Source organism: Bacillus sp. B28 (genome assembly GCF_029536185.1).
Taxonomy (GTDB): domain Bacteria; phylum Bacillota; class Bacilli; order Bacillales; family Bacillaceae; genus Bacillus; species Bacillus halotolerans.
Genome location: NZ_CP120511.1, coordinates 2,273,048 through 2,298,958, shown reverse-complemented (window position 1 = coordinate 2,298,958; position 25,911 = coordinate 2,273,048). Strand labels below are relative to the sequence as shown.

Annotated in this window: 30 protein-coding genes and 1 other RNA gene; 23 read left to right on the top strand and 8 right to left on the bottom strand. The window is 43.0% G+C overall.

Annotation, left to right across the window (positions count from 1 at the left end; genetic code table 11):
• Positions 1-12: 12 nt before the first annotated feature.
• From dnaD to P3L57_RS11165, 3 genes are read left to right on the top strand one after another with little or no spacing between them, the layout of a single operon-like run.
• Complete coding sequence (dnaD, locus tag P3L57_RS11175; protein ID WP_044155229.1) at positions 13-711, top strand: DNA replication protein DnaD; 699 nt, start codon at positions 13-15, stop codon at positions 709-711.
• Positions 712-729: 18 nt separating this feature from the next.
• Positions 730-1,389 carry an endonuclease III gene (nth, locus tag P3L57_RS11170; RefSeq protein WP_059293710.1) on the top strand — a complete coding sequence of 220 codons (660 nt, stop codon included), beginning with the start codon at positions 730-732 and terminating at the stop codon, positions 1,387-1,389.
• Entirely contained in the window at positions 1,386-1,880 is a 495-nt protein-coding gene (locus tag P3L57_RS11165; RefSeq protein ID WP_059352451.1) for a YpoC family protein, read from the top strand. Before nth ends, P3L57_RS11165 begins: the two co-directional genes overlap by 4 nt.
• A gap of 72 nt (positions 1,881-1,952) precedes the next feature.
• On the opposite strand, the gene P3L57_RS11160 is transcribed toward P3L57_RS11165, so the two are convergent.
• Positions 1,953-4,700, bottom strand: a complete 2,748-nt coding sequence (locus tag P3L57_RS11160) for a PBP1A family penicillin-binding protein (protein WP_069487319.1) — start codon at positions 4,698-4,700, stop codon at positions 1,953-1,955.
• Between the two features lie 21 nt (positions 4,701-4,721).
• A complete protein-coding gene (gene recU, locus P3L57_RS11155) occupies positions 4,722-5,342 on the bottom strand; it encodes a Holliday junction resolvase RecU (RefSeq protein WP_069487320.1) in 621 nt (206 codons plus the stop codon).
• Between the two features lie 40 nt (positions 5,343-5,382).
• On the opposite strand from recU, the gene P3L57_RS11150 reads away from it, so the two are divergent.
• A complete protein-coding gene (locus P3L57_RS11150; protein WP_069487321.1) occupies positions 5,383-6,345 on the top strand; it encodes a DUF2515 domain-containing protein in 963 nt (320 codons plus the stop codon).
• Positions 6,346-6,370: 25 nt separating this feature from the next.
• Here the strand turns inward: P3L57_RS11150 and sspM are convergent, their stop codons facing one another.
• A complete protein-coding gene (gene sspM, locus P3L57_RS11145; RefSeq protein ID WP_010334703.1) occupies positions 6,371-6,475 on the bottom strand; it encodes an acid-soluble spore protein SspM in 105 nt (34 codons plus the stop codon).
• 197 nt (positions 6,476-6,672) lie between these two features.
• On the opposite strand from sspM, the gene P3L57_RS11140 reads away from it, so the two are divergent.
• Positions 6,673-6,918 carry a DUF5446 family protein gene (locus P3L57_RS11140; RefSeq protein WP_069487322.1) on the top strand — a complete coding sequence of 82 codons (246 nt, stop codon included), beginning with the start codon at positions 6,673-6,675 and terminating at the stop codon, positions 6,916-6,918.
• A 45-nt stretch (positions 6,919-6,963) separates the two neighbouring features.
• Positions 6,964-7,335 carry a YppE family protein gene (locus P3L57_RS11135; RefSeq protein WP_095532968.1) on the top strand — a complete coding sequence of 124 codons (372 nt, stop codon included), beginning with the start codon at positions 6,964-6,966 and terminating at the stop codon, positions 7,333-7,335.
• 33 nt (positions 7,336-7,368) lie between these two features.
• Here P3L57_RS11135 and P3L57_RS11130 read toward each other — a convergent pair whose 3' ends face one another.
• Positions 7,369-7,557, bottom strand: a complete 189-nt coding sequence (locus P3L57_RS11130) for a YppF family protein (RefSeq protein ID WP_044155293.1) — start codon at positions 7,555-7,557, stop codon at positions 7,369-7,371.
• A 187-nt stretch (positions 7,558-7,744) separates the two neighbouring features.
• Between P3L57_RS11130 and P3L57_RS11125 the strand changes: the two genes are divergently transcribed.
• A complete protein-coding gene (locus tag P3L57_RS11125; RefSeq protein ID WP_044155301.1) occupies positions 7,745-8,119 on the top strand; it encodes a YppG family protein in 375 nt (124 codons plus the stop codon).
• Positions 8,120-8,140: 21 nt separating this feature from the next.
• Here P3L57_RS11125 and P3L57_RS11120 read toward each other — a convergent pair whose 3' ends face one another.
• Entirely contained in the window at positions 8,141-8,560 is a 420-nt protein-coding gene (locus P3L57_RS11120) for an Hsp20/alpha crystallin family protein (protein ID WP_059352454.1), read from the bottom strand.
• 136 nt (positions 8,561-8,696) lie between these two features.
• On the opposite strand from P3L57_RS11120, the gene P3L57_RS11115 reads away from it, so the two are divergent.
• The 9 genes from P3L57_RS11115 to P3L57_RS11075 all read left to right on the top strand — a co-directional run bounded on the left by P3L57_RS11115 (position 8,697) and on the right by P3L57_RS11075 (position 16,070).
• Positions 8,697-9,203, top strand: coding sequence for a PTS sugar transporter subunit IIA (locus P3L57_RS11115; RefSeq protein ID WP_044155315.1), 507 nt, complete (start codon positions 8,697-8,699; stop codon positions 9,201-9,203).
• A 104-nt stretch (positions 9,204-9,307) separates the two neighbouring features.
• Positions 9,308-11,557 (top strand): ATP-dependent helicase MrfA, encoded by a 2,250-nt coding sequence (gene mrfA / locus P3L57_RS11110; RefSeq protein WP_059293716.1) that lies wholly within the window; start codon positions 9,308-9,310, stop codon positions 11,555-11,557.
• Between the two features lie 16 nt (positions 11,558-11,573).
• On the top strand, positions 11,574-12,815 hold the full coding sequence (locus P3L57_RS11105) for a ribonuclease H-like domain-containing protein (RefSeq protein ID WP_069487324.1): 1,242 nt from the start codon (positions 11,574-11,576) through the stop codon (positions 12,813-12,815).
• Positions 12,816-12,915: 100 nt separating this feature from the next.
• Positions 12,916-13,044 (top strand): hypothetical protein, encoded by a 129-nt coding sequence (locus P3L57_RS11100; protein WP_003230707.1) that lies wholly within the window; start codon positions 12,916-12,918, stop codon positions 13,042-13,044.
• Positions 13,045-13,128: 84 nt separating this feature from the next.
• Positions 13,129-13,356 carry a spore coat protein CotD gene (gene cotD / locus P3L57_RS11095; protein ID WP_081638329.1) on the top strand — a complete coding sequence of 76 codons (228 nt, stop codon included), beginning with the start codon at positions 13,129-13,131 and terminating at the stop codon, positions 13,354-13,356.
• A gap of 89 nt (positions 13,357-13,445) precedes the next feature.
• Positions 13,446-13,991 (top strand): SLOG family protein, encoded by a 546-nt coding sequence (locus P3L57_RS11090; RefSeq protein ID WP_024121823.1) that lies wholly within the window; start codon positions 13,446-13,448, stop codon positions 13,989-13,991.
• A gap of 78 nt (positions 13,992-14,069) precedes the next feature.
• Positions 14,070-14,366 carry a cell division regulator GpsB gene (gene gpsB / locus P3L57_RS11085; protein ID WP_010334692.1) on the top strand — a complete coding sequence of 99 codons (297 nt, stop codon included), beginning with the start codon at positions 14,070-14,072 and terminating at the stop codon, positions 14,364-14,366.
• A gap of 66 nt (positions 14,367-14,432) precedes the next feature.
• Positions 14,433-14,814: RNase P RNA component class B (rnpB, locus tag P3L57_RS11080), an RNA gene on the top strand.
• Between the two features lie 98 nt (positions 14,815-14,912).
• Positions 14,913-16,070 carry a THUMP domain-containing class I SAM-dependent RNA methyltransferase gene (locus P3L57_RS11075; protein WP_059293718.1) on the top strand — a complete coding sequence of 386 codons (1,158 nt, stop codon included), beginning with the start codon at positions 14,913-14,915 and terminating at the stop codon, positions 16,068-16,070.
• Between the two features lie 52 nt (positions 16,071-16,122).
• On the opposite strand, the gene P3L57_RS11070 is transcribed toward P3L57_RS11075, so the two are convergent.
• On the bottom strand, positions 16,123-16,275 hold the full coding sequence (locus tag P3L57_RS11070) for a YpzG family protein (RefSeq protein ID WP_003153548.1): 153 nt from the start codon (positions 16,273-16,275) through the stop codon (positions 16,123-16,125).
• Between the two features lie 161 nt (positions 16,276-16,436).
• Here P3L57_RS11070 and P3L57_RS11065 point away from each other — a divergent pair, with 161 nt between their 5' ends.
• Together P3L57_RS11065 and P3L57_RS11060 are read left to right on the top strand one after the other, a co-directional pair.
• Positions 16,437-16,628, top strand: a complete 192-nt coding sequence (locus P3L57_RS11065; protein ID WP_069487410.1) for a hypothetical protein — start codon at positions 16,437-16,439, stop codon at positions 16,626-16,628.
• Positions 16,629-16,730: 102 nt separating this feature from the next.
• Entirely contained in the window at positions 16,731-18,656 is a 1,926-nt protein-coding gene (locus tag P3L57_RS11060) for an ATP-dependent DNA helicase (RefSeq protein ID WP_069487325.1), read from the top strand.
• 45 nt (positions 18,657-18,701) lie between these two features.
• Here P3L57_RS11060 and kduD read toward each other — a convergent pair whose 3' ends face one another.
• Both kduD and kduI read right to left on the bottom strand, forming a co-directional pair.
• Entirely contained in the window at positions 18,702-19,466 is a 765-nt protein-coding gene (gene kduD / locus P3L57_RS11055; RefSeq protein WP_069487326.1) for a 2-dehydro-3-deoxy-D-gluconate 5-dehydrogenase KduD, read from the bottom strand.
• 1 nt (position 19,467) lies between these two features.
• On the bottom strand, positions 19,468-20,295 hold the full coding sequence (gene kduI, locus P3L57_RS11050) for a 5-dehydro-4-deoxy-D-glucuronate isomerase (protein ID WP_024121818.1): 828 nt from the start codon (positions 20,293-20,295) through the stop codon (positions 19,468-19,470).
• Positions 20,296-20,518: 223 nt separating this feature from the next.
• On the opposite strand from kduI, the gene P3L57_RS11045 reads away from it, so the two are divergent.
• The 5 genes from P3L57_RS11045 (at position 20,519) to P3L57_RS11025 (ending at position 25,802) form a co-directional block, all read left to right on the top strand.
• Entirely contained in the window at positions 20,519-21,538 is a 1,020-nt protein-coding gene (locus P3L57_RS11045) for a LacI family DNA-binding transcriptional regulator (RefSeq protein WP_044155381.1), read from the top strand.
• Positions 21,539-21,572: 34 nt separating this feature from the next.
• On the top strand, positions 21,573-22,547 hold the full coding sequence (gene kdgK, locus P3L57_RS11040; RefSeq protein WP_059336606.1) for a 2-dehydro-3-deoxygluconokinase: 975 nt from the start codon (positions 21,573-21,575) through the stop codon (positions 22,545-22,547).
• 1 nt (position 22,548) lies between these two features.
• Entirely contained in the window at positions 22,549-23,139 is a 591-nt protein-coding gene (gene eda, locus P3L57_RS11035) for a bifunctional 4-hydroxy-2-oxoglutarate aldolase/2-dehydro-3-deoxy-phosphogluconate aldolase (RefSeq protein ID WP_069487327.1), read from the top strand.
• A gap of 49 nt (positions 23,140-23,188) precedes the next feature.
• The gene (gene kdgT, locus P3L57_RS11030; RefSeq protein WP_024121814.1) at positions 23,189-24,184 is read left to right on the top strand and encodes a 2-keto-3-deoxygluconate transporter; all 996 of its coding nucleotides are present in this window, start codon (positions 23,189-23,191) and stop codon (positions 24,182-24,184) included.
• A gap of 112 nt (positions 24,185-24,296) precedes the next feature.
• On the top strand, positions 24,297-25,802 hold the full coding sequence (locus P3L57_RS11025; protein ID WP_069487328.1) for a carboxypeptidase M32: 1,506 nt from the start codon (positions 24,297-24,299) through the stop codon (positions 25,800-25,802).
• The last annotated feature ends 109 nt before the right edge of the window (positions 25,803-25,911 follow it).

The following is a 25,911-nucleotide window of genomic DNA, read 5'->3' as shown; positions in this document are numbered from 1 at the left end:
AGAGGTGTAACGATGAAAAAACAGCAATTTATTGATATGCAGGAGATGGGGATGTCAACGATCCCCAATCTTTTGCTGACCCACTATAAACAGCTTGGACTTAACGAAACAGAACTGATTCTGCTGTTGAAAATCAAAATGCATTTAGAAAAGGGATCTTATTTTCCTACACCGCATGAACTGCAGGAAGGCATGACGATTTCTGTTGAAGAATGCACAAACAGATTGCGTATGTTTATCCAAAAGGGTTTTCTGTTTATTGAGGAAGGCGAAGACCAAAACGGCATCAAGTTTGAGAAATATTCACTCCAGCCTTTATGGGGCAAGCTCTATGAGTATATAGAGCTTGCCCAGAATCAAACACAAGAAAGAAAAGCAGAAGGGGAACAAAAAAGCCTTTATACGATTTTTGAAGAAGAGTTTGCAAGACCGTTATCTCCTTTAGAGTGTGAAACGCTGGCCATTTGGCAGGATCAGGATCAGCATGATGCACAGCTGATTAAACACGCTTTAAAAGAGGCTGTATTATCAGGAAAACTCAGCTTCCGCTACATTGACCGGATTTTGTTTGAATGGAAGAAAAACGGGTTGAAAACAGTGGAGCAGGCCAAAATCCACAGTCAAAAATTCCGGCGTGTTCAAACAAAACAGAATGAACCGCAAAAAGAGTATAAGAGGCAGGTTCCTTTTTACAATTGGCTTGAACAATAAAGTGAAAAGGTGACAATCGTGTTAAATCTAAAACAAATTGAATTCTGTTTAGAGAAGATAGGCGACATGTTTCCCCACGCGGAGTGTGAACTTGTTCATTCCAATCCCTTTGAATTAGTGGTGGCAGTCGCTTTATCTGCGCAATGTACAGACGCACTTGTAAACAGGGTGACCAAAACATTATTTCAAAAATATAAACGGCCGGAAGACTATTTATCTGTTTCTCTGGAAGAGCTTCAGCAGGATATCAAATCAATCGGTCTGTACCGTAATAAAGCAAAAAATATTCAAAAACTGAGTAAAATGATTATTGAAGATTATGGCGGAGAAGTACCGAAGGACCGTGATGAGCTTGTGAAACTCCCAGGAGTTGGCCGGAAGACCGCCAATGTTGTCGTATCTGTTGCCTTTGGCGTACCGGCCATTGCAGTGGATACACACGTCGAGAGGGTCAGCAAGCGTCTGGGAATCTGCCGGTGGAAGGATTCGGTGCTGGAAGTCGAAAAGACACTGATGCGCAAGGTTCCTAAAGATGATTGGTCCGTTACCCATCATCGTCTCATATTCTTCGGAAGATACCACTGTAAGGCACAATCGCCGCGCTGTGCGGAATGTCCATTGCTTTCTCTGTGCAGAGAAGGGCAGAAGAGAGATAAAAAAGGGCTGGTGAAACGATGACGGCAGCGAATGAATTGTTAGCTTCTTATGAGCAATATTTGCGCAGTCTAGGACACATTGACTTCACTGATATCAAGGAACCATTAAGGATTAATCCTTTGTATTTTGACTTCTGCGAGACCACGCAGGACATATTGCCATGGGAAAACAGCGGCAAGTACGTTCCGTATCTATTTCAAGTGTGGGAAGAAACAAAAGAATCACTTCTCCCTGTATTTCAAACAAGAAAGTCCAGATGCGATCAAAACGACATGCTTAAAGGTATTGTATGTTTACTGGCTTCATTTCATTGGACAGCGGGTGAGCGGGTGATATCGCTGAATTGGTCAGAACTGACAAAGAAATCATTTCCGGCTAAGCCGATTAATTGGGCTGAACGAGTGGAGTTCATTTTGCTGAAGCCGACCCAATATCATTGCTTTATCCAGCTAGATGAACTTTTTACAGAAATGAAGAAGCATTTCTATAAGCATCACGCGATGAAACGATAAAACCTCCCCTAAAAAGGAGGTTTTTTTGTGCAGAAAAAAGCCACCACCTTTTAAAGGGTGATGGCTTTGTCTTTAATTCGTTTTTTCAGTTGATGATGAATTCGTTTGTGTATTACCAGAAGTATTTGTTTTGTTTTTATCTGTATTAGACCCTGAAGAATCATCCGTTGAGTCACCATCTGACGCGTCCTCTTCTTTGCGGCCGTTGTTATTGTTGCTGTTATCGTTAGATTGGTCTTGGTTGCTGTTGTCGGACGGATTGGTGTTCGTGTTGTCTTGTTTTTTGTCTTGATCGTTTGTTGAATCATCTGTCTGATCTTGATCTGTCTGACTGTCATCTGTTTGAGAATCATCAGTTTGTGTGTCATCCTGAGTCTTCTCATCATCTTTATTTTCATCATCCGTTTGCTGCTGGTCTTCCTTATCTTCATCCTCTTCGGCTTTTGGCACTTCATAGGATGTCGACGCTGAACTTTCGCCATCATCACTGACGGCTGTCACTTCGAATTTGTATACAGAGCCTGGCTGCACGCCCGAAATGACTGCTTCTTTTGCAGAGCTGTTTTGAACTTCAGAGTAGCTGCCGCCATCAACAGATTGCTTAACAGCAAAGGTCGCATCTCCGTCGTACTTCCAGCTTAATGTCAATGATTGATTATCTTTATCATATTTCACACTTAAACCAGACAGTTTTGCTGTTTCTTCTTTCTCTTCTTTCTCATATGTTTTAGAAACAGTAGAAGGGGATGTACCTTTTACAAAGTACTCTGTGACCTTTTTATCGCTTGGTGTATTCGGCCCTGCCAGTTTTGCCGGATTAGAGCCTTTTTCCACAGTCGCTTCCACTACGCTGTCAGGTTTCTCAAATGATCCGCTTCCGTCATCGACTTGGGCGATGAGCTGTGCAAATAGACGTTTTGCGACTTGCTGTTCCGTTTTATTTAAAGATTTTTTCCCTAACTTGTTTTGTGAATCTACACCTGTCCATACAGCAGCAGTGTACTGAGGTGTATACCCGACAAACCAGGAATCAGGCACACCGCCAGGAGCGATATTGTACTTTTGTATTGTATCTTCATTAAAGTTTGTTGTTCCTGTTTTACCGGCTACCTCGACTCCAGGTACTTGTGCAAGCTGTCCGGTACCTGTCTTAACAGCTGTTTTCAGCATATCTGTAATCATAAAGGCTGTATAATCGCTCATTGCTGACTTAGATTTCGGTGTTAAGTCAAGCTTTGTTCCATCGTTAAATTCAATAGACTTCACAAAATGCGGTTCATTATACGTTCCGTTATTTCCAAATGCGCTGTATGCTCCTGCCATTGTCAGAGAAGAGACACCCGGGTTGTCATCTCCGAATCCTCCGATAGAATACGATTCATACACTTTTTCCTTATTTAAACCGAGTCCCAATCCGTTAGCAAAATCCACTGCAGTGTCTTTTCCGACTGCTTGGAATGCTTTTAAAGCCGGGATATTACGAGATTGTGCCAGTGCTTCACGCATAGACATTGGTCCTTTATATGAGCGGTCAAAGTCTCGGATAGGTGTTCCATCTGAATATGTGTAAGCTGAGTCATCAATTTGCTCGTAGGTGGACCATTTTTTATTTTCAATAACTGGTCCGTAGTCTAGGATTGGTTTTATCGTAGAACCAGGCTGAGTTTTTGCTTGAGTGGCATAGTTGAAGCCCCCAACTGTTGAGTTTCTTCCGGAACCGATTGCCCGGACTTCACCAGTTTTTGTGTCAAGAAGCGAAACGCCGCCTTGCATTCCTTCAGTAAATCCGACAGTCTCCCCATCCATTAATTCATCTAAAGTGTCTTGTGCTTTTGTATCCAGTGTTGTATAGATCTTTAATCCGTCAGCAGATGGATCGACATCAGATTTTTCATCTATTTCTTTCATGACTTCATCAACAAACGCGCTGTATTTGTTTGAATTTGTTTTTTCATATTCCTTCTGTGAAACAACGCCTTCATCTTTCATCGCAACTTTTTTAGCTTTAGTATATTGAGAATCAGAAATAAATCCTTGCTTTTTCATCAGGCTGAGTACAATGTTCCGTCTTTTTTCCGCTTTATCAGGGTTTTTAACCGGATTGTACGCTGTCGGGCTTTGCGGCATACCCGCAAGTGTCGCAGCCTGTTCCACTGTCAATTTGCTTAAATCAGTGACGCCGAAAAATTCTTCCGCCGCTTTTCCGATTCCGTAAGCTCTAGGAGAAAAATAAATTCGGTTTAAATACATTTCTAAAATTTCATCTTTAGAGTAATTGCGCTCCAGCTGAATTGAAAGCCACACTTCCTGTACCTTCCGTTTCAGCGTCTTTTGATGGGACAGAAGGGAGTTCTTAACGACCTGCTGGGTTATCGTACTCCCGCCTTCAGCTCCGAAGCCGTCTTTAAAGTTGGCGACAAGGGCACCTCCGATACGGACAGGGTCAATCCCGTGGTGTTCGTAAAAACGTGCGTCCTCTGTCGCGATAAAGGCTTCTTTTACGACATCAGGTATTTCATCTATCGAGACGTAGGTACGCTTTTCGGCACCGACTTCTGCGACTTCTTTTCCATTTTTATCATAAATCGTTGAAGAATAAGGCGTCTTCAATTTGTTTTCGTCCAGTGATGGCGCATCTGAAACCATGACGGCAAATGTTACGGCGCCGCCGACTACACCCAGGATAAACAGAATGAGTAAAGTGAATAGCGTCTTTTTAAACAAACCGCCTTTTTTTCGTTTCTTGCCTTTTTTCGGTGAAGGGCTCGACTTGCTGTTCGCTTTACGTCGAGCTTCACGGCTGTTAAATTGATCTGACATAACATCTCAACCTTTCGTTAATCAACCTTTCGCACTAGATGATGGCGAAAAATAAAGCTGCTCAATAATACTAATATAATCAATTCTTGGCGCGTATCCAAGAGAAATCGGATAAGCTGCTTCCTCTAACTCATCTTTTCGAATTGATTTTCTGCCGTTTTTTTCTTTTCTTTCCCAGAAATAAAACAGCCTATCGGCTTCTAAAAAATAAACCTGGCCGAAAGCGGATATAATAACAAAACAAATACCGTCTTGAGCCGTTACCTGCTTCATATGCTCAATTTGATGGTCATGGAAATTCTGCAGAGGGAAAGAGGTTTTGTTTTTTGTCTCTTTCGCCTCAAAGTCAATGTACCGCCCTTTATAAATTCCGTTATAATCTGTTGTCGATGATTGTTTAAAATAGGCTTCTTTTATGACTGCAGCGCTTCTTTTTGGATAATGGACATTTACAATTTGAACAGGTGTCGGCTTTTTGTGTATCACGGCAATTTGGTTTGTCAGATAATACTTATTCGTTTCGTTTAAGTCATCTTCGAGGGTCATCCCGCGATTACTGTAAGATAGCGCTCTTTTATGACTGTTTTGGGATGAAACCGGATGTTTCGGCTGAAACGTTTTTCCGTTAGGATACCGAATCACTTTCTCATCCTCCTTATTAAACTATTAGTGACGGAAGTGAATGAACGTGCAAGAACAACAGGCCATCAGAAAGCTTCTTCGCCGGATTGAGCGGCAGACGGCAGTCAAAAACGCCGATAATATTTCAAGAACGAATGCTTATAAAGCATTCTATGACCGTCATCCGGAAATTAAATGGTCGCTCTTAGCTTCCTTCGTTTCACGCAATGCCGGCTGGTCAATGACTGATTTAAAGGGCAGTCTGTTTCAGCTTGGTCTGCGTGAGTCACAGCAAAGGTGGTTCTTTTTGGCCTACGAGAGAGCGAATTGGCTCATCTTTTCAGATGCCTATCCGCAGCTTCTTTTGTACCACTGGTCTGTAAAAATCGGGAAGCCCCTGTTCAACTATCTGCAATTGTTTGGCGTATCACAATTTATGACAGAAGAGTGGACCCGTTTTTGGCATGAACGAAACACGGAGCGGCTCATGTATGCTCTCATTATAAATGAACAAAACACTATCCAAACACCTATTATACAAAATCCTTCGTTCAAAAAGAACGTTTTTGGCACGATTCCTTTTTATTTAAGTGACTGGTTTCATTTCAACACCGTTATTTTTCCTTCTTCAGACGGCATTCTTTACGGTATTTCGGCCAAGCGTTTTTCTAAAACCGAAGAAAGGATAAGGCTTGGAAAACAGCTGTCACAATTGCTGTTCAGTCCGGAACTGTTTTCTTCTTTTTATGACTTTTTGCACACAGTGCCGCATACAGGCTCCCGTTTTGATATGGAAAAAATGATCGGAATCACAAAAAGGACATCTCCTATGCTAAGGACATGCTACCCTGAATTAACTCACTCATTAGACGGAAAGAAAACAGATTGGTTTCATGGAAAGATAAAGAAAGGCCTCTTTGCGCGGGAGGCATTGCCGCGGCAGATAGAATTGACTGACTGGTATGTAAACAAAAAACGTCAGCTGCATGCGCTCTTTGCGGTGGAGCATTGGCTGAAGAAATAAAAGAAGCAAGGAATTTCCTTGCTTCTTACGTAGAAGGACGGTTCGGGCCGCCTAGTTTTTTATCTAAAGAATCAACTGCTTTTGATTCTGTCTTTTTTTGCTGGCCGGCTTTTTTCGGTCTAGATTTCATACGGCACCTCCTCACAAGTATCGTGTGCATTAAGCGTGAGGATCATACAATTTTTGCGTGTCTTTTTGTCGAAAACTTCAGCTTTTCGTGGAATACCTGTTTGTTTGGCGATTTGCTTCTAGTTTTGTCATGCGGAAGGATTGCGCCGTACGAGCAAAGAATTTAACCGGGAGAGAAGAGTAAAGGGAGGAACACAAATGTCCGGTTATGTAAGCAAGACAGATATTCTCCGAATGCTTTCTGATATAGAAACTGAAATAAACTGTGCTGAACAGAGCCTTGGCCGTTCTATAGATGTATTCGAGGCTGAAATGCGTGAAACGGAGGACGAGCGTTTGAGTGTTCTGGAAGAAGAAATCATGGATATTCATATATGTATAAACGAACTGTACCGATCCCCTCAAGAGAGGTATGCTGTAGATAAGGTATACCGTATCGGCTGAATTTATGAGCAAAATTTGGTACGATAAGCTTTGAGGTGAAGGATGTTGCAACCACAAACATTGCTGAAAGTTACCGAGCAAATGATTGAAGCCGCTGAAACAGGTGTTGCACGATATCAGGAAGGGAAAGAAAATAACCATTCGTACGATTTTTTTGAGACGATAAAGCCTGCTGTGGAGGAGAATGATGCCCTGGCAGCTCACTGGGCGGAAGGGGCGCTTGAATTTATAAAGTCTCACCGCCCGAAATACGTGCATGCTGAGCAAATAGAGACCGCAAAAGATAATTTCCTGGAATTGATTCTTCAATCATATGTTCATCATATTCATAAAAAGCGATTCAAAGACATCACTGAATCAGTCATTTACACATTGCAGACAGTGAGGGATGAAATTGCAAGTGAAGACAGCCAATAAGGCTGTCTTCATTTTTATTATAGGGGGCCCACATTAATTCAGCTCATATGCCGGGCTTTCTGCTCCATTTGCTTCCAGAACCTTCATACTGTTACGAAATTCAGTTGCGTTGAGGTGTCCTTGAATATAGAGGAACTTGGCAAAGTCCATCAGTTTATTCACACAGTCTGTTTCATATTTCTTCATTTCTGCAAAACGTTTGCTTAAGTATGGTACGTTCATTATGGTGCATCCCCTCTCATCTGTATTGAAAATATGGTATCATAATGATTCGACTTTTTTCTGTTTTTAAAAAATTTAAACTTTCGACACAATTTGACAAACACGCTTGATAGCATCAGACACAAACAAAAGAAATGATTCATACATATATAGGAGAGAAACTGTTGAGTCTAGGGGGGAAATCGCAATGAAAAGGAGACCTCAAAACGATCCTCGGCAATTGGGTTATTATTATCCTCAGCAAGTGCAGGGATATTATCAGCAGAATGCGCCTGTTCATTCTGAACAGTACGTTCCGCAGCATTACGGACAACAGGAGTTTTATCAGCCGTATAATCCGCCTCAGTCTATGCCTATGCAGCCGCCGGTATTTCCTAATCCTTATCCTATTCCGAGACCGAATCAGCAGCAGCCGTCACAGGTTCAAAGTATTATGTCGCAATTCAAAAAAGCGAACGGGCAGTTTGACTTTAATAAAATGATGGATACGACAGGCCAAGTCATGAGTGCCATGAATCAAGTCGGCTCATTAATAAAGGGGTTTACCAGCTTTTTCAAATAACAAAAGCATGAATGAATCAAATCATTCATGCTTATTTGTTGGGAAGAAAAGCGTCATTGTCTGCTCACTCCATGACGTTTCCATTTCTTCCTGATGTACCTCATAAGGCAGCTGTACGGTTCTTGTCATGCTTGTTAATGTGGAGGCGTTTTGCTCCTTCTGTTTTTCCTGAAGCGTTACATGGAGGTACCGGGACTTAATGTCGATGAGAATCTCGCCGTCTCGAAACGTTGCTGGAATTGTGATATCGACATACAGCCCGTCATCACTTTCTCTGACGTCTATCGTTGTCTGTACATCTTTAAAACTAGAGTCGATCAAGTTTTGAAAACCATGTAAAAGATTTCCTAATGCAGAAGACTGAAACAGATGGTCCATTGCTTGATTGATGATCTCTTCTTTCTTAGACAATTCATTCTTTTTGTCATCTTTACATTCCAAATGAGCCACCGCCTTTTTTTATCAGACTATGCGTTTGTGCCGGATGTTGTTATAAATTGAAGCGAAATTGAAAGTGTGGTTAAATAGGTGGTGAATGAAGGGATAACGGTTGATGAATTGGAAGGGAGATAACACATTGCTGAAAAAATTATTCGGAATGGGAAAATCAGAGGAAAAAATTACGGAAGAGGTCATCTATTCTCCGGCAGACGGGACGGTAATGGATCTGACAGATGTGCCGGATCCTGTTTTTTCACAAAAAATGATGGGCGAAGGAATTGCAGTTGAACCCTCTAATGGTGAAATTGTTTCACCTGCTGAAGGTGAAGTGATTCAGCTGTTTCATACAAAACACGCCGTGGGCATCCGGACACGTTCGGGAATCGAGCTGTTAATTCACGTCGGATTAGAAACCGTAAATATGAATGGAGAAGGATTTACCGCTCATATTAAAGAAGGTGACAAAGTAAAGGTCGGCGACCCGCTCATCACGTGTGATTTGGAGTTAATAAAAGAAAAAGCGAGCAGCACAGTCATTCCAATCGTCATTATGAATGGGGAAGCTGTGGAAACAATAGAGCCTGCAGGCGAAAAGGCTGCACACAAAGGCGAAACAAAGCTGCTCACAATAAGAGCGAAATAAGCAGGGCGGATGCCTTGCTTTTTTGTTGTCCGATTGTATAAAATTTGCACCTAGCCATGCAAACAAATATTCGGTAAACTGTACTTGATAAAGAGGTGTAAAGAATGAAAAAGAAATCACTGACTGAACTCATTTCTGAATTGAAAGGAAATGAAAACGTTGTGAACTGGCATGAAATTGAGCCTCGTGAAGCAAGGACAAGACCGATGCCTGAACGTATAGATGAGAGACTCAAAACAGCCCTTTCCAAAAGGGGAATTGATGCCTTATATACCCACCAATATGCCGCTTTTCAATATGTGCAAAAAGGTGAAAGCATTGTAACTGTAACGCCTACGGCATCCGGGAAAACATTATGCTACAACCTGCCTGTCCTGCAATCTATCGCTGAGGACGATACAAACCGGGCGTTATATTTATTTCCTACTAAAGCGCTGGCCCAGGATCAAAAAAGTGAGCTCAATGAAATCATTGATGAGATGGGCATTGATATTAAAAGTTTTACATATGACGGAGATACATCTCCGGCGATCAGACAAAAAGTCAGAAAAGCAGGGCACATTGTGATTACAAACCCTGATATGCTCCACTCGGCAATTCTTCCGCATCATACAAAATGGGTGAGTCTGTTTGAAAACCTTAAATATATTGTGATAGACGAGCTGCACACGTATCGCGGTGTATTCGGAAGCCATGTGGCAAATGTAATCCGCCGGCTGAAACGGATCTGCCGATTTTATGGAAGTGACCCGATCTTTATTTGTACCTCGGCAACGATCGCGAATCCGAAGGAATTGGGAGAGCAGCTGACCGGAAACTCAATGAGGCTGGTTGATGACAACGGTGCGCCAAGCGGACGGAAGCACTTTGTATTTTATAATCCGCCAATTGTTAATCAGCCGCTTAACATCAGAAAAAGCGCAACAGTAGAAGTAAACGAGCTGGCGAAAGAGTTCCTGAAGAACAAAGTGCAGACCATTGTATTTGCCAGAAGCAGAGTCCGTGTGGAAATTATTTTAAGCCATATTCAGGAACTGGTGAAAAAAGAGATCGGGGCAAAGTCTATCAGAGGCTATCGGGGAGGATATCTTCCAAAAGAACGAAGAGAAATCGAAAGAGGGCTGCGAGATGGCGAAATTCTTGGGGTTGTCAGCACAAATGCGCTGGAGCTCGGGGTTGATATCGGTCAGCTGCAGGTCTGTATCATGACCGGTTATCCCGGAAGTGTGGCAAGTGCGTGGCAGCAGGCGGGAAGAGCCGGCAGAAGACACGGTGAGTCCTTGATTGTCATGGTGGCTAATTCAACGCCGATTGACCAGTATATTGTGCGCCATCCTGAATACTTTTTTGACCGTTCGCCGGAATCGGCAAGAATCAACCCAGAGAATCTAATTATTTTAGTTGATCACTTAAAATGCGCTTCTTATGAACTTCCTTTTAAAGCCGATGAAGAGTTTGGGCCGCTGGACGTCAGTGATATCCTCGAGTACCTTCAGGAAGAAGGTGTCCTGCACCGCAATGGAGAACGTTATCATTGGGCAAACGAATCGTTTCCTGCTTCCAATATCAGTCTGCGTTCGGCTTCACAAGAAAATGTTGTCATTGTCGATCAAACGGATGTTGCGAATGTGAGAATCATCGGTGAAATGGATCGGTTTAGTGCGATGACGCTTCTTCATGATGAAGCGATTTATTTGCATGAAGGCGTGCAATTCCAAGTGGAAAAGCTTGATTGGGATCATAAAAAGGCTTATGTCAGAAGAGTTGATGTGGAATATTACACGGATGCCAATCTGGCAGTCCAGCTGAAGGTGCTGGAAATTGACAAAACAAAAGTGAGGAGCCGTACATCCCTACATTACGGCGATGTTACAGTAAATGCATTGCCCACTATTTTTAAAAAGATTAAGATGACTACTTTTGAAAATATCGGATCAGGACCTATCCATTTACCGGAAGAAGAACTCCACACGAGTGCGGCTTGGCTTGAAATCAAAACAATTGATGAAGACATTGGAGAAAAGACACTCGAACAGCTGCTTCTCGGCATATCGAATGTTTTGCAGCATATTGTCCCTGTGTATATTATGTGTGACCGAAATGATGTCCATGTCGTTTCGCAAATCAAAGCTGCCCATACCGGTTTGCCAACGGTATTTTTGTATGACCATTATCCGGGCGGAATCGGCTTGGCAGAGGAAGTTTTTACACGGTTTGCTGACATTAATGAAGCGGCTAAGCGGCTGATAAAACAATGTCCTTGTCATGATGGCTGTCCGTCTTGTATAGGTACTGAAATAGAAGGAATAAAAGCCAAGGAACGAATTTTGCAGCTGTTGGACCAAATGTCATAAGGAAAGGAGGTTAGGCATGTCGTTAAAAGGAAAACTCCAGCGTATGAAAAAGCATATGGTGCTGGAGGAAGCAGAACACAAGATAGAAGAGAATGGGACTTCAGACATTCGCTCTGATATACCGTTTCTTAAAGAGTGGGAGGCTTATGGCGTGAAGCCTTTCTTCTTTGAGGATGAATACTGTCTGATCAGGGAAGTAGAATATCCGCTCTCCCATCGGCACGGGCATTACTGTTTTTCCGAGCTGGATGAAGTCATCGGGTTATGGAACAAAAGCAGCCTCTCGCATACATTATCTGCAAAAGGATATGAAAACAACAGCCTGTTTTTCTTTGATACAGAAACAACAGGTCTTGGCGGCGGAGCCGGCAATACGATTTTTTTGCTCGGCCATGCAAGGGTATATAAAGATCGAGTGGTAATCAAACAGCATCTTCTGCCCAAACCGGGGAATGAAGTCGCCTTGTATCAGAGCTTTTTAAGCGAGGTTGATATTACATCACTTGTTACCTACAACGGAAAAGCTTTTGATTGGCCGCAGGTAAAAACAAGGCATACACTGATTCGTGACAGAGTTCCGAAGCTCCCGGAATTCGGGCATTTTGACCTCTTGCATGGAGCAAGGCGTTTGTGGAAGCACAAAATGGAACGCGTGTCGCTAGGCTCAGTTGAAAAAGAAGAGCTCGGCGTACGCAGAAAAGAAGACACCCCGGGCTATTTGGCGCCAATGCTGTACTTTCATTTTATTAAGGCACAGGAACCGGATCTTTTAAAGGGTGTGCTGCACCATAATGAGATGGATGTGCTGTCGTTAATTTCACTGTACATTCATATGTCAAAGAAAATTCTTTCCGCTTCTGATATGCCAAAAGAGTATGATGAAGCATACGCAATGGCGAAATGGTTTATGGCCCATAGGGAAACGGGCCAAGCAGTCAATCAGCTTGAAAGACTTAAAGAAAAGTCATTTGAAAATAAAGACAGAGCCCTTTTAGATTTATCAATGCTGTACAAAAAACAAAACCGCCTAGAAGATGCAGTCCCGCTTTGGGAGAAACTATCTCATTCTCAGCACCAAAAATGCAGGTACACGTCAGCGATAGAGCTTGCTAAATATTTTGAGCATAAGAAAAAGGAATTCGGGAAAGCTTTACATACAGCTGAACAATTACTTGCTGATGAGGCGTCCTTATCAGAAAAAGAAACGGAAAATCTGCACGTGAGAATTGCCCGTTTGAAGAGGAAATATTCCTCTTAAATATTCCCCGGGAAAGCGCAAAAGACGACTTCTTTCGCCATGAAATTTTTTTGCTGGATTCACATCGATTTTGTTGTAGAAAACCGGCGAATCCTGTAAAATGACGTTAGTTATTTTTAAAGGGAGAGTTGGTATGTATAAGGGTGTTTTTTATTTGTTCTTCGTCGTTGTGTTTTTGATTGCTTTCGTATTTTCAAACTTTAAAGACAGCTTAATTGCACACTTTTAAAATAGGTCTTTGCATCAGAACATGTACCCCCTATTTTTCATAGCTTAGTATTGTAATAAAGTTTATGGAAAGGGGATTTAAATCATGCATCACTGCAGACCGCACATGATGGCGCCGATTGTCCATCCTACTCATTGCTGTGAACACCATACGTTTTCAAAAACAATCGTGCCGCACATTCACCCACAGCACACAACAAACGTAAATCACCAGCATTTCCAGCACGTTCACTACTTTCCACACACTTTCTCAAATGTTGATCCGGCTACGCATCAGCATTTTCAAGCAGGAAGACCTTGTTGCGATTACTAGTATGGAAACGTGCAGCTTGATGGTGTAAACCAACGCAGCACATCAAATGGGGCCCAAAGGGAGCCCCATTTTTTAAAGCAGGTGAAAAGATGAAAGTATTGGCAATAACAGGATATAAACCGTTTGAACTCGGGATATTTAAACAGGATGACAAGGCGCTGTATTACATAAAAAAAGCCATTAAGAACCGGCTGATTGCTTTTTTGGATGAAGGATTAGAATGGATTTTAATTTCAGGGCAGCTTGGAACAGAACTCTGGTCGGCCGAAGTTGCATATGATTTGCAGGAAGAATACCCTGACTTAAAGGTTGCTGTCATCACACCATTTTACGAGCAGGAAAAGAACTGGAAAGAGCCGAATAAGGAACTGTATGAAGCTGTTCTGGCCCAGGCGGACTACGAGGAAAGCCTGACTCATCGTCCGTATGAAAGCCCGCTTCAGTTCAAACAAAAAAATCAGTTCTTCATTGATAAGTCTGACGCGCTTATGCTTTTATATGACTCTGAAATGGCTGGTTCCCCAAAGTATATGCTTGAGACAGCTGAAAAAAGACGCGAACAGGATGGCTATCCGATCTATTTTATCACAATGGATGATCTGAGAGTGACAGTAGAGGAAGACAGCTTCTCATAACAAAGAAAGAGAAATTTGACAATCGTCTAGATTTCTGAAAAAATATAAGATGATGATTCACGATACGAGGTGAAAAAGATGCTTGCTGATAAAGTAAAGCTTTCTGCGAAAGACATTTTGGAAAAAGAATTTAAAACAGGCGTTAGAGGTTACAAACAAGAAGACGTTGACAAATTTTTAGATATGATCATTAAGGATTATGAAACCTTCCATCAAGAAATTGAAGAACTGCAGCAGGAAAATTTGCAGCTGAAAAAACAGCTTGAAGAAGCCAGCAAAAAACAGCCAGTGCAATCAAACACAACGAACTTTGATATCTTAAAACGGCTGTCTAACTTAGAAAAGCATGTTTTTGGCAGCAAGCTTTATGATTGATCTGCGCTTGTAAAAAATGGCGCTTGTAAATGACAATCAGTTGTTATATAATAATTCATGTTCTTAACGTTCGGGTAATCGCTGCAGATCTTGAATCTGTAGAGGAAAGTCCATGCTCGCACGGTGCTGAGATGCCCGTAGTGTTCGTGCCTAGCGAAGTCATAAGCTAGGGCAGCCTTGATAGGCTGACGGCAGGAAAAAAGCCTACGTCCTTTGGATATGGCTGAGTATCCTTGAAAGTGCCACAGTGACGAAGTCTCACTAGAAATGGTGAGAGTGGAACGCGGTAAACCCCTCGAGCGAGAAACCCAAATTTTGGTAGGGGAACCTTCTTGACGGAATTCAACGGAGAGAAGGACAGAATGCTTTCTGTAGATAGATGATTGCCGCCTGAGTACGAGGTGATGAGCCGATTGCAGTACGATGGAACAAAACATGGCTTACAGAACGTTAGACCACTTAAATTAAATGATGAAATCAAGCTCTCCCGTATAAGGAGAGCTTTTATCTTGATGAGAGAAAAGTTTTAAAAGACAGGGTGATACGATGAAGAAGTATACACTAATTGCAACAGCGCCGATGGGCATTGAAGCTGTAGTTGCAAAAGAAGTTCGTGACTTAGGATATGAATGCAAGGTTGATAACGGAAAAGTTATCTTTGAAGGAGATGCGCTTGCGATTTGCCGTGCGAATCTTTGGCTGAGAACGGCGGACCGCGTAAAAGTTCAAGTTGCTACATTTCAAGCAAAAACATTTGATGAGCTGTTTGAAAAAACGAAAGCGGTTAACTGGCGTTCATTTATACCGGAGAACGGGAAATTCCCTGTCATCGGTAAATCCGTTAAATCAACACTTGCAAGCGTTCCCGACTGTCAGCGGATCGTCAAAAAAGCGATTGTTGAAAAGCTGAAGCTGCAGTCCGGCAAAGCCAATGACTGGATCGAAGAAACAGGCGCCGAATATAAGGTGGAAATTTCTTTATTGAAAGATCAAGCGGTTATTACACTTGATACGTCAGGGACAGGCCTCCACAAACGGGGATACCGCGTGGATCAGGGAGGCGCGCCCATTAAAGAAACGCTTGCTGCCGCTTTAGTGCAATTAACTAATTGGACTCCGGACCGTCCATTTGTCGATCCTTTTTGCGGTTCCGGAACGATCGCGATTGAAGCCGCATTAATCGGCCAAAATATTGCCCCGGGATTTAACCGCGATTTTGTCTCAGAGGATTGGGAGTGGATCGGTAAAGATCTGTGGGACAAAGCACGTCTTGAAGTCGAAGAAAAGGCAAACTATGATCAGCCGCTTACGATTTTCGCCAGTGACGTAGATCACCGCATGGTGCAAATCGCAAAAGAAAATGCAGAGGAAGCGGGACTGAGCGAATTAATCGAATTTAAACAAATGCAGGTAAAGGACTTCACTACAAAACTTGAGTTTGGCGTGATTGTCGGAAACCCGCCGTACGGAGAACGTCTCGGAGAGAAAAAAGCTGTGGAACAAATGTACAAAGAAATGGGGCAGGCGTTCGAACCGCTTGATACGTGGTCTGTGTATATGCTGACTTCAAATGAAAATTTTGAGGAAGCATATGGAAGAAAAGCAACGAAGAAACGAAAGCTCTTTAATGGATTTATTAAAACGGATTACTATCAGTACTGGTCTAAAGTAAGACCTCAGCGTAATAAAACGGAACACGCATAAAAAGAAGACGCTCTGGATGCGTCTTCTTTCATCTTTCAGCCATATTCTATCGTTACCAACGGTGCGCTTTCGCGTTACTTCTTAATATAATGTTGGTTTGGGACATTTCGGTGTGACCGTTTACTTGAGACTTAGAACGTTTAGGCCGCGTCCAATTGTGATGAAACAGTTCAGAATGCTGATCTAATCGGTCTTTATAACTCATGTCAACATCACTCCCTGATAGAATATTGTTGATAAGACGGATAGTCCATGACGGAGTATCGGATGTAGTTTGTGCACATTTCAGAGATAACATGCGGAAAGCATGTATATAAAAAGAAAAGTTCGCATACAATGATGATTATTTCAATTAGAGGTGATCTCATGCTGAACAGAGAACATTTTAATCTCATTCAAAGGGCGCTTGACGCAACCGCAAACGAGCTGAAGGAGCTCAGAGCTGATGCGTCTCCGTCTGTGATTTCACATGCGCAAAATAATTTAGAAAAAGCGGTGGAACATATTCATTCAACAGACCATCCTTTTTTATCCTCGCATGTGATCAACCGAAAGTAAGTCACAAAAAGCTTGGCACTGCCAAGTTTTTTTATTGTATTCAGCGGCGGGAAATGATAATATTGATGGTCTGAATGCCGAATAGTTGGGGGTTGGAACTGGGTGACAACATCACGTTTGCCTTTTTCTTTAACGAAAACAAAGAATTTTTATGAAGAATTGAACAATTGGATTGGTGACGTGTTTTACGATATTCTTCCCGAAAAAGGGTTTGATCTTCGAGATGAGCAAGTGTTCATGGCTTTTCAGCTGGAACGGGCGTTTAAAGAGAAAAAAGTCATGTTTGCCGAAGCCGGAGTAGGAACGGGGAAAACACTTGTTTACCTTCTTTTTGCGATCAGCTATGCAAGATATGTCGGGAAACCCGCCATTATCGCTTGTGCTGATGAAACGTTAATCGAACAGCTCGTAAAAAAAGAGGGAGACATTTCGAAACTGGCTGAACATTTGGATCTTAAGATTGACACAAGGTTATCGAAATCACATGAGCAGTATCTATGCTTGAAAAAGCTTGAAAAAACAATGCAGCGATCTGATGATGAAAAGTGGCTTGATCTTTATGAAGCTTTACCGTCATTTGTCCATGAGTCACAGGCCATGCAGCGGTTTTATCCATATGGTGACCGAAAGCAGTACGCTAACCTTTCGAATGAAGAATGGTCGCAAGTAAGCTACGACTCGTTTCAAGATTGCCTGACATGTGATATGAGACATAGATGCGGCTTGACGCTATCAAGAGATTATTATCGCAAGTCAACAGACTTGATCATTTGTTCTCATGATTTCTATATGGAACATGTATGGACGGAAGAATCGCGCAAACGGGAGGGACAGCTGCCGCTCTTGCCTGATCATAGTGCGGTTGTATTTGATGAAGGGCATCTGTTAGAGTTTGCTGCGCAAAAAGCATTAACCTACAGAGTCAAGCAATCAACTCTCGAATTATTTTTAGAACGTTTGCTTCAAAATGACATTAGAGAAGAATTTGCTGAATTGATAGAAGACGCACTTGCTGCAAACGACGAATTTTTCTATGTTCTTTCTGAAGAATCAAGAGAAGTTGCCGGGTCGCACCGTTTGGAAATAAAGAATGATCAGCGTGTCAAAAAGGCGGCGGACGAGCTGTGCCGTTTGCTTGATAAAATTGGTGAAGCACTCGTATTTGAGTCAGAAATGTACACCATTGATCAATACGAGCTGTCAGTCGTAGAGGAATACGTTGAGCAAATGGCGTATTCACTATCTTTATATCAAAAGGATGCGATCAGCTGGCTGGAGCAAAAGGAAGCGGAATCCACTTTTGTCGTGATGCCGAGAACAGTAGCAGAAGTGCTTGGCGAGAAAGTGTTTTCAAAGAAAATTCCGTATATCTTTTCTTCTGCAACGCTGTCAGAAGGCGGTTCGTTTGACTATATTGCGGACAGTCTGGGGATTCACGATTACTTATCGTTAACGGTTGATTCTCCTTATGATTATGACGAACAAATGACCGTTACCCTTTATGGGAAAACAGAAATGAGCGCAGAACAAAAAACAGCTCAAACAATAGAGACAATTAAGCACTATAAAGGCAGAACGCTGGTGCTCTTCCCGTCTTTTGAGGAATTAAACGAGTTTAAGGAGCTCGCAGCTGCTTGGGAGCTGCCGTATCCGATTTACTTTGAAGGCGACGAGGAAATCAGCAGCTTAGTAGAAAAATTCCAAGGGGAAGAGGAAACGGTTTTATGTTCAGTTCACCTATGGGAAGGGCTTGATATACCTGGTGACGCACTGAAGAATGTCACGATCTGGTCATTGCCGTTTCCGCCTCATGACCCTGTATTTACGGCAAAACGCAACAGTGCGAGAAAAGACCCGTTTGAAGAGGTTGACCTTCCGTATATGCTGTTGAGAGTGCGGCAGGGGATTGGCCGTCTGATTCGCTCAAATCAAGACAGCGGCTCGATTCATATTTATGCGGGCGGAGAAAATGAACGCATCATTGATGAAGTGAAAAAGGTCTTACCTGTTGAACCGCATATGATGTAATCACGAAAAAGCTGATGATCCATGATCATCAGCTTTTTCATTTTGTCAGCGGGCAAGCCAGCCGCCGTCTACTGCTAAAATATGTCCATTGACATAATCCGAAGCGCGAGCTGCCAGAAAAACAGCCGTCCCGCCGATATCATCAGCTTGGCCCCAGCGGCCGGCAGGAATCCTTTTTAAAATGTCTTCATTTCGCTTTTCATCATTCCGGATAGGCTGTGTATTGGCAGTTGATATATAGCCAGGCGCTATCGCGTTAACTTGTACGCCGGAAGCGGCCCACTCATTTGCAAACGATTTTGTTAAACCAGCAACGGCATGTTTGCTTGCTGTATAGGCTGGAACAAGAATACCGCCTTGAAAAGAGAGGAGAGAGGCAATATTGATAACCTTCCCGTGACCTCTTTTCAGCATGTGTCTGCCCGCTAGCTGTGTCAGGATAAACAAGCTGTTTAGGTTCACATTCAGCACGTTATGCCAGTTCTCTTCAGCGAAAGTGTCCGCTTTTTCCCGGTGAATAATCCCGGCGTTATTGACAAGGATGTCGATTTGCTGTGTTTCAAACAGTTCAGCCGCTGTATCCTTTATTGCATCAGGCTTACTCATATCCAATGTAAAGGAAGTGAATGTGCGGCCTTCTTGTTCCACAAGCTTCTGTGTTTCAGAGAGGCTGCTTTTATGTGATGTGCCGATAATATCAGCACCGGCGCCTGCCAGCGCTTTGGCGATTCCTTGGCCGATTCCCGTACCCGGCCCTGTCACCAGTGCCGTTTTTCCTTCTAATGAAAATGCCTCTTGCAGATAACTCATCTTATTTCAGCCCATCCATCGGCACAAGATCCATGTCCGTAAATGTGTAGTTTTCACCAGCCATCGCCCATACAAAACTGTAGTTAGATGTTCCTGCGCCAGAATGAATGGACCAGGCAGGAGAAAGGACAGCCTGCTCGTTTCCGACGACAAGGTGGCGTGTTTCATCCGGCTGACCCATGAAGTGAAAAACCTTCGAATCCTTCTCAAGATCAAGGTAGAGATAAGCCTCCATCCGGCGATCATGAACGTGTGCCGGCATGGTGTTCCAGTTATTGTTTTCGTCCAGCATCGTGATCCCCATCATCAGCTGACAGCTTTGAATGCCATCTTGATGAATGACTTTGTACAGGCTTCTTACATTTGATGCTGCTGCGTCACCGAGCCGGTCCGGTGTCAGTTCAGAAAGAGCGGCTTTTTGCGTCGGATAGCTTTGATGCGCGCCCGAGGAGACGAAGTAAAACTTTGCTGTTTCTCCGTTCAGGCTTTTAAATGCTACATCCCGATTGCCCATCCCGATATATAGAAAATCCTTTGTTTGAAGCACATATTCATCATCGCCAACTTTAACCGCACCAGGCTGGCCGACGTTAATAATACCGATTTCACGCCGTTCCAGAAAAAAGTCCGTTTTAAGAAAGTCTCCGGCATCAAGCTTCAGTTCGCTCTGTCCGGGTGCTGCACCGCCGATCACAACACGGTCTTCATGGGAGTAATACATGGTCAGCTTATTTTCCGTAAATAACGTATCCATTAAAAAATGACTGCGAAGCTCCTCGGTTGTAAAGCGTTTTACTTGTTCAGGGTGTACAGAGTAACGATTTTCCATTGGATTTCCCCCTTGGTTAGGATTTCAGCATCACTTGAATGAAAATATTTTGGTAACGGTTTCAAAGAAAATTTTAGGATAAATAGAGAAAAGAGTCAACGGAAAGTTTGTGAATAATCCCATTATTAAAAAAATACTTTTCAATTTTAAAAAATATGGTATTCTTGTGTTGTAACGGTTTTGAAATCGGTTTCAAATTATAAGACGATACAGGAGCACTTGAATGAAAAAGAAAACAACAGGCCATATCACCATCAAAGACGTAGCTGAATTTGCAGGAGTATCAAAATCAACCGTTTCTCGTTATATTAACGGGAAAATTGACGCGATTTCTCCTGAAAAGGTAAAAAACATAAAAAAGGCAATCGCTGAATTGAATTATCGGCCGAGTAAAATGGCACAAGGCTTGAAAATAAAAAAAAGCAAATTAATCGGATTTGTTGTAGCCGACATTACAAATCCCTTTTCAGTCGCAGCATTTAGGGGAGTTGAAGAGGTTTGTGATCAATATGGCTACAGCATAATGGTGTGCAACACTGATAACAGTCCTGAAAAAGAACGGGAAATGCTGTTAAAGCTCGAAGCACACTCTGTAGAAGGGCTGATTTTGAATGCAACCGGGGAAAACAAGGATATTTTATATTCCTTTGCCGAACAGCAGGTGCCGACAGTATTAATTGACCGCAAATTGCCGGATCTGAAACTGGATACCGTAACGACTGACAACAGAAGAATCACTGAAGAGATCCTTCAGCAGATTTACAGCAAAGGGTACACAGATGTCGCGCTGTTTACCGAACCGATTGCATCCATCAGCCCCCGGGCGGAAAGAGCGGCTGTTTATCAGGAGATTGCTGCGGTGCGAAATGTGAATGGACTCAGGCGAATGTATGAAATTGACGTCAAAGACAAAGAGCAGCTTGAGAAGGCGCTGCGTTCTTTTATGAATGAGATGCCTGAGCAAAAAAAAGCGATTCTTGCTTTAAATGGTTTGATTATGCTGAAAATTATTAGCTGTATGGAAGAAATAGGGCTGCGCATTCCCGAAGATACGGGGATTGCCGGATTCGATGATACGGAATGGTATAAACTCATCGGCCCGGGCATTACAACAATCGCCCAGCCGTCACATGATATGGGCAAGACGGCGATGGAACGCGTTTTAAAAAGGATTGAAGGTGACGAGGGAGCGCCTCAAACCATTGAATTAGAGGCAAAAGTCATCATGAGAAAGTCACTTTAATCCAAAGTGCCCTCAACTAAGGGGAGGTTGGGAAATGAAGCTTGATGCGGTTACTTTCGGCGAATCGATGGCCATGTTTTACGCAAATGAGTACGGAGGCCTTCATGAAGCTTCCACATTCTCAAAAGGACTGGCCGGGGCAGAAAGCAATGTGGCTTGCGGCCTGGCCAGACTTGGCTTTCAAATGGGCTGGATGAGCAAAGTCGGCAATGATCAGCTCGGAACATTTATTCTTCAGGAGCTGAAAAAAGAGGGAGTGGATGTGTCTCGCGTGATCCGGTCTCAGGATGGCAATCCAACGGGGCTGCTGCTAAAGTCCAAAGTGAAAGAAGGCGATCCTGAGGTAACCTATTACAGGAAGAATTCGGCTGCAAGCACTTTAACAGCTGCTGAATACCCAAAAGACTATTTTCAAAGCGCAGACCATCTGCATGTGACAGGTATTCCCCCGGCTTTGTCCGCCGATATGAAAGAATTCGCCTATTATGTGATGAAAGACATGAAACAGGCTGGAAAAACCATCTCATTAGATCCTAACCTAAGACCCGCCCTTTGGCCTGATCAAGCAACAATGGCACATACGATTAATGATTTGGCGGGACTTGCGGATTGGTTCTTCCCTGGAATCGCAGAGGGAGAGCTACTGACTGGCGAAAAAACGCCTGAAGGCATTGCAGATTTTTATCTGAAAAAAGGGGCCAGCTTTGTCGCTATTAAACTTGGGAAAGAAGGCGCTTACTTTAAATCAAAGGAAAGTGAAGGATATACAGAAGGCTTCCGGATTGATCAGGTTGTTGACACAGTCGGCGCCGGAGACGGGTTTGCTGTTGGCGTCATCAGCGGAATCCTTGATGGCTTGCCGTACAAGGATGCAGTGCAAAGGGGGAATGCGATCGGCGCATTGCAAGTTCAGGCACCGGGGGACATGGACGGTTTGCCGACAAGGGAAAAACTAGCCGCATTTTTATCTGCTCAAAGAACAGTTCACCACAAGAAAGGGGATTGTTAATATGGAGTCCAATGTAGTAGAAAACCGTCTGAAAGAAGCCATATTGATTGCAGTCATTCGTTCAAAGGATAAACAGCAGGCCTGTCAGCAGATTGAGAGTTTGATAGATAAAGGGATTCGGGCAATTGAAGTCACTTATACGACACCTGGAGCTTCTGCTATTATTGACTCCTACAGAAATCAGGAAGATGTCTTAATCGGTGCGGGCACGGTCATTACTGCGCAGCAGGCGGGAGAAGCTGCGGAAGCAGGAGCACAATTTATTGTCAGTCCGGGTTTTTCAACAGATCTTGCTGAGCACCTATCGTTTATGAAGACGCATTATATCCCTGGCGTACTGACACCGAGCGAAATTATGAAAGCGTTGACATGCGGATTTACTACATTAAAGCTGTTTCCAAGCGGTGTATTCGGCATCCCTTTTATGAAAAATTTAGCGGGCCCTTTTCCGCAGGTTACTTTTATACCGACTGGCGGGATCCATCCGTCTGAGGTTCCGGAATGGCTCAAGGCAGGGGCAGGTGCCGTCGGAGTCGGAAGCCAGCTGGAAAGCTGTTCAAAAGAGGATTTACAGGCTGTTTTCCAAGTGTAGCCACATAAGGGGTATTGTTTTTCCATAACCGGAGGATGGGAGAATATATATGAAAATCAAAGCGACAATTGAACGGGTACCTGGCGGAATGATGATTATTCCGCTGTTTCTGGGAGCAGCGCTTAATACGTTTGCGCCTGGAACAGCAGAGTTTTTTGGAGGGTTTACGGGTGCGCTTATTACAGGAACCCTTCCCATACTAGGCGTTTTTATCTTTTGCGTTGGAGCGACGATTGATTTCCGTTCTTCAGGCTATATTGCGAGAAAAGGGATTACCTTATTATTGGGAAAGATCGGGTTTGCGGCACTGCTCGGTGTGATTGCGGCTCAATTTATACCCGATGAAGGCATCCAATCCGGATTCTTTGCAGGTCTTTCTGTTCTAGCCATTGTTGCAGTGATGAATGAAACGAACGGCGGCCTCTATTTGGCGCTCATGAATCATATGGGCAGAAAAGAAGATGCCGGCGCATTCGCGTTTATCAGTACAGAATCTGGACCTTTTATGACCATGGTTACATTCGGTGTTACCGGACTGGCTGCTTTTCCGTGGGAAACGCTGGCGGCAACAGTCATCCCGTTTTTGCTCGGCTGCATACTTGGAAATCTTGATCATGATCTGAGAGACTTATTCAGCAAGGTAGTGCCGGCAATCATTCCGTTTTTTGCATTTTCACTTGGGAATACTTTGAATTTCGGAATGCTGATTCAGTCAGGATTATTAGGCATTTTGGTCGGTGTCTCTGTTGTCATCTTATCCGGCGGCTCCTTGTATTTGCTTGATCGTTTCATTGCCCGGGGAGATGGTGTCGCGGGGGTGGCAGCTTCATCAACAGCGGGAGCGGCAGTCGCCGTGCCATACGCCTTAGCGGAAGCGAATTCTGCGTTTGCACCCGTTGCTGAATCGGCAACTGCAATCATTGCGACAAGCGTTATTGTCACCTCTTTGTTAACACCTCTGGCAACGGTGTGGGCGGATAAAAAAATCAATGCAAAAAAACGAAAAACACCGCCGCCGCCAAACAATCAAATGACGATAAACTGAGTGATGAAGGCTGCCGATAACTAGGCCGGCAGCCTTTTATACAAACAATTTGACTTTCAAACACCCTTCCAGTAGCCTGTAATGGAACGGCTAGAATAGGGAGGGAATGGATATGGAGATACATACATACGAAAAGGAATTTTTTGATCTTTTAAAAAGAATCTCACATTATAGTGAAGCGGTTGCATTGATGCATTGGGACTCCAGAACAGGCGCGCCGAAAAACGGCTCAGAGGACCGCGCTGAAAGCATCGGTCAGCTTTCGACAGATATATTCAATATCCAGACATCAGATCGGATGAAGGAGCTTATTGACGCGCTTTATGAACGGTTTGATGATTTGGCTGAAGATACGAAAAAGGCTGTAGAGCTGGCAAAAAAAGAGTATGAAGAAAACAAAAAAATTCCTGAAGCAGAATACAGGGAATATGTTATTCTTTGCTCAAAGGCTGAAACAGCTTGGGAGGAAGCGAAAGGAAAATCTGATTTCAGCTTGTTTGCCCCTTATTTGGAGGAGCTGGTCGAATACAATAAACGATTTATTGAATATTGGGGTTATGAAGAGCATCCTTATAATGCATTGCTTGATTTGTTTGAACCAGGTGTGACGGTCAAGGTGCTTGATCAGCTGTTTTCTGAGCTGAAAGAAGCGATCATTCCTCTTATCAAACAAGTGTCAGCCTCAGAGAATAAACCGAATACAAGCTTTATCAGTGAAGTGTTCCCTAAGGAAAAACAAAAAGAACTCAGCCTTTATTTCCTGCAAGAGCTCGGCTACGATTTTGACGGCGGAAGGCTTGATGAAACCGTTCATCCATTTGCGACAACAATGAACCGCGGGGATGTTCGGGTGACGACGAGATATGATGAAAAAGATTTCCGGACAGCTATTTTCGGCACAATTCATGAATGCGGTCACGCGATCTACGAGCAAAATATCGACGAAGCGCTGAGCGGGACGAATTTATCAGACGGTGCTTCAATGGGAATTCATGAATCTCAATCATTGTTTTACGAGAATTTTATTGGACGCAACAAGCATTTCTGGACACCATACTATCAGAAAATACAAGAAGCGTCTCCTGAACAGTTCGGCAACATATCGCTTGATGATTTTGTTAGGGCTGTCAATGAATCAAAACCTTCATTAATCAGAGTTGAAGCGGATGAATTGACGTATCCTTTGCATATTATTATTCGTTATGAAATTGAAAAAGCGATTTTCAGCAATGAAGTATCTGTGGAAGAACTGCCTTCACTTTGGAATCAAAAATATCAGGATTATTTAGGTATTACTCCTTCTGAGGATGCAGAGGGAATCCTGCAGGATGTTCACTGGGCGGGTGGAGATTTTGGCTACTTCCCATCGTATGCACTTGGTTATATGTATGCAGCGCAGCTGAAACATAAAATGCTCGATGATCTGCCTGAATTTGATACTCTCTTGGAAAGAGGAGAGTTTCATCCGATTAAACAATGGCTGACGGAAAAAGTGCATATTTACGGAAAACGGAAAAAGCCATTAGACATTATTAAAGAAGCAACAGGTGAAGAGCTGAATGTGCGCTACCTGATTGATTATTTGCAAAATAAATACTCAAATCTGTATTTATCTTAATGAAAAAGCCTGGCGTCTCAAACGTCAGGCTCAATTTATTATCGAAATATTCATAAAAAACGAATGATTTTTCCAAAAAAAGAATTAAAGTTCGGAAATTTTTATTTTT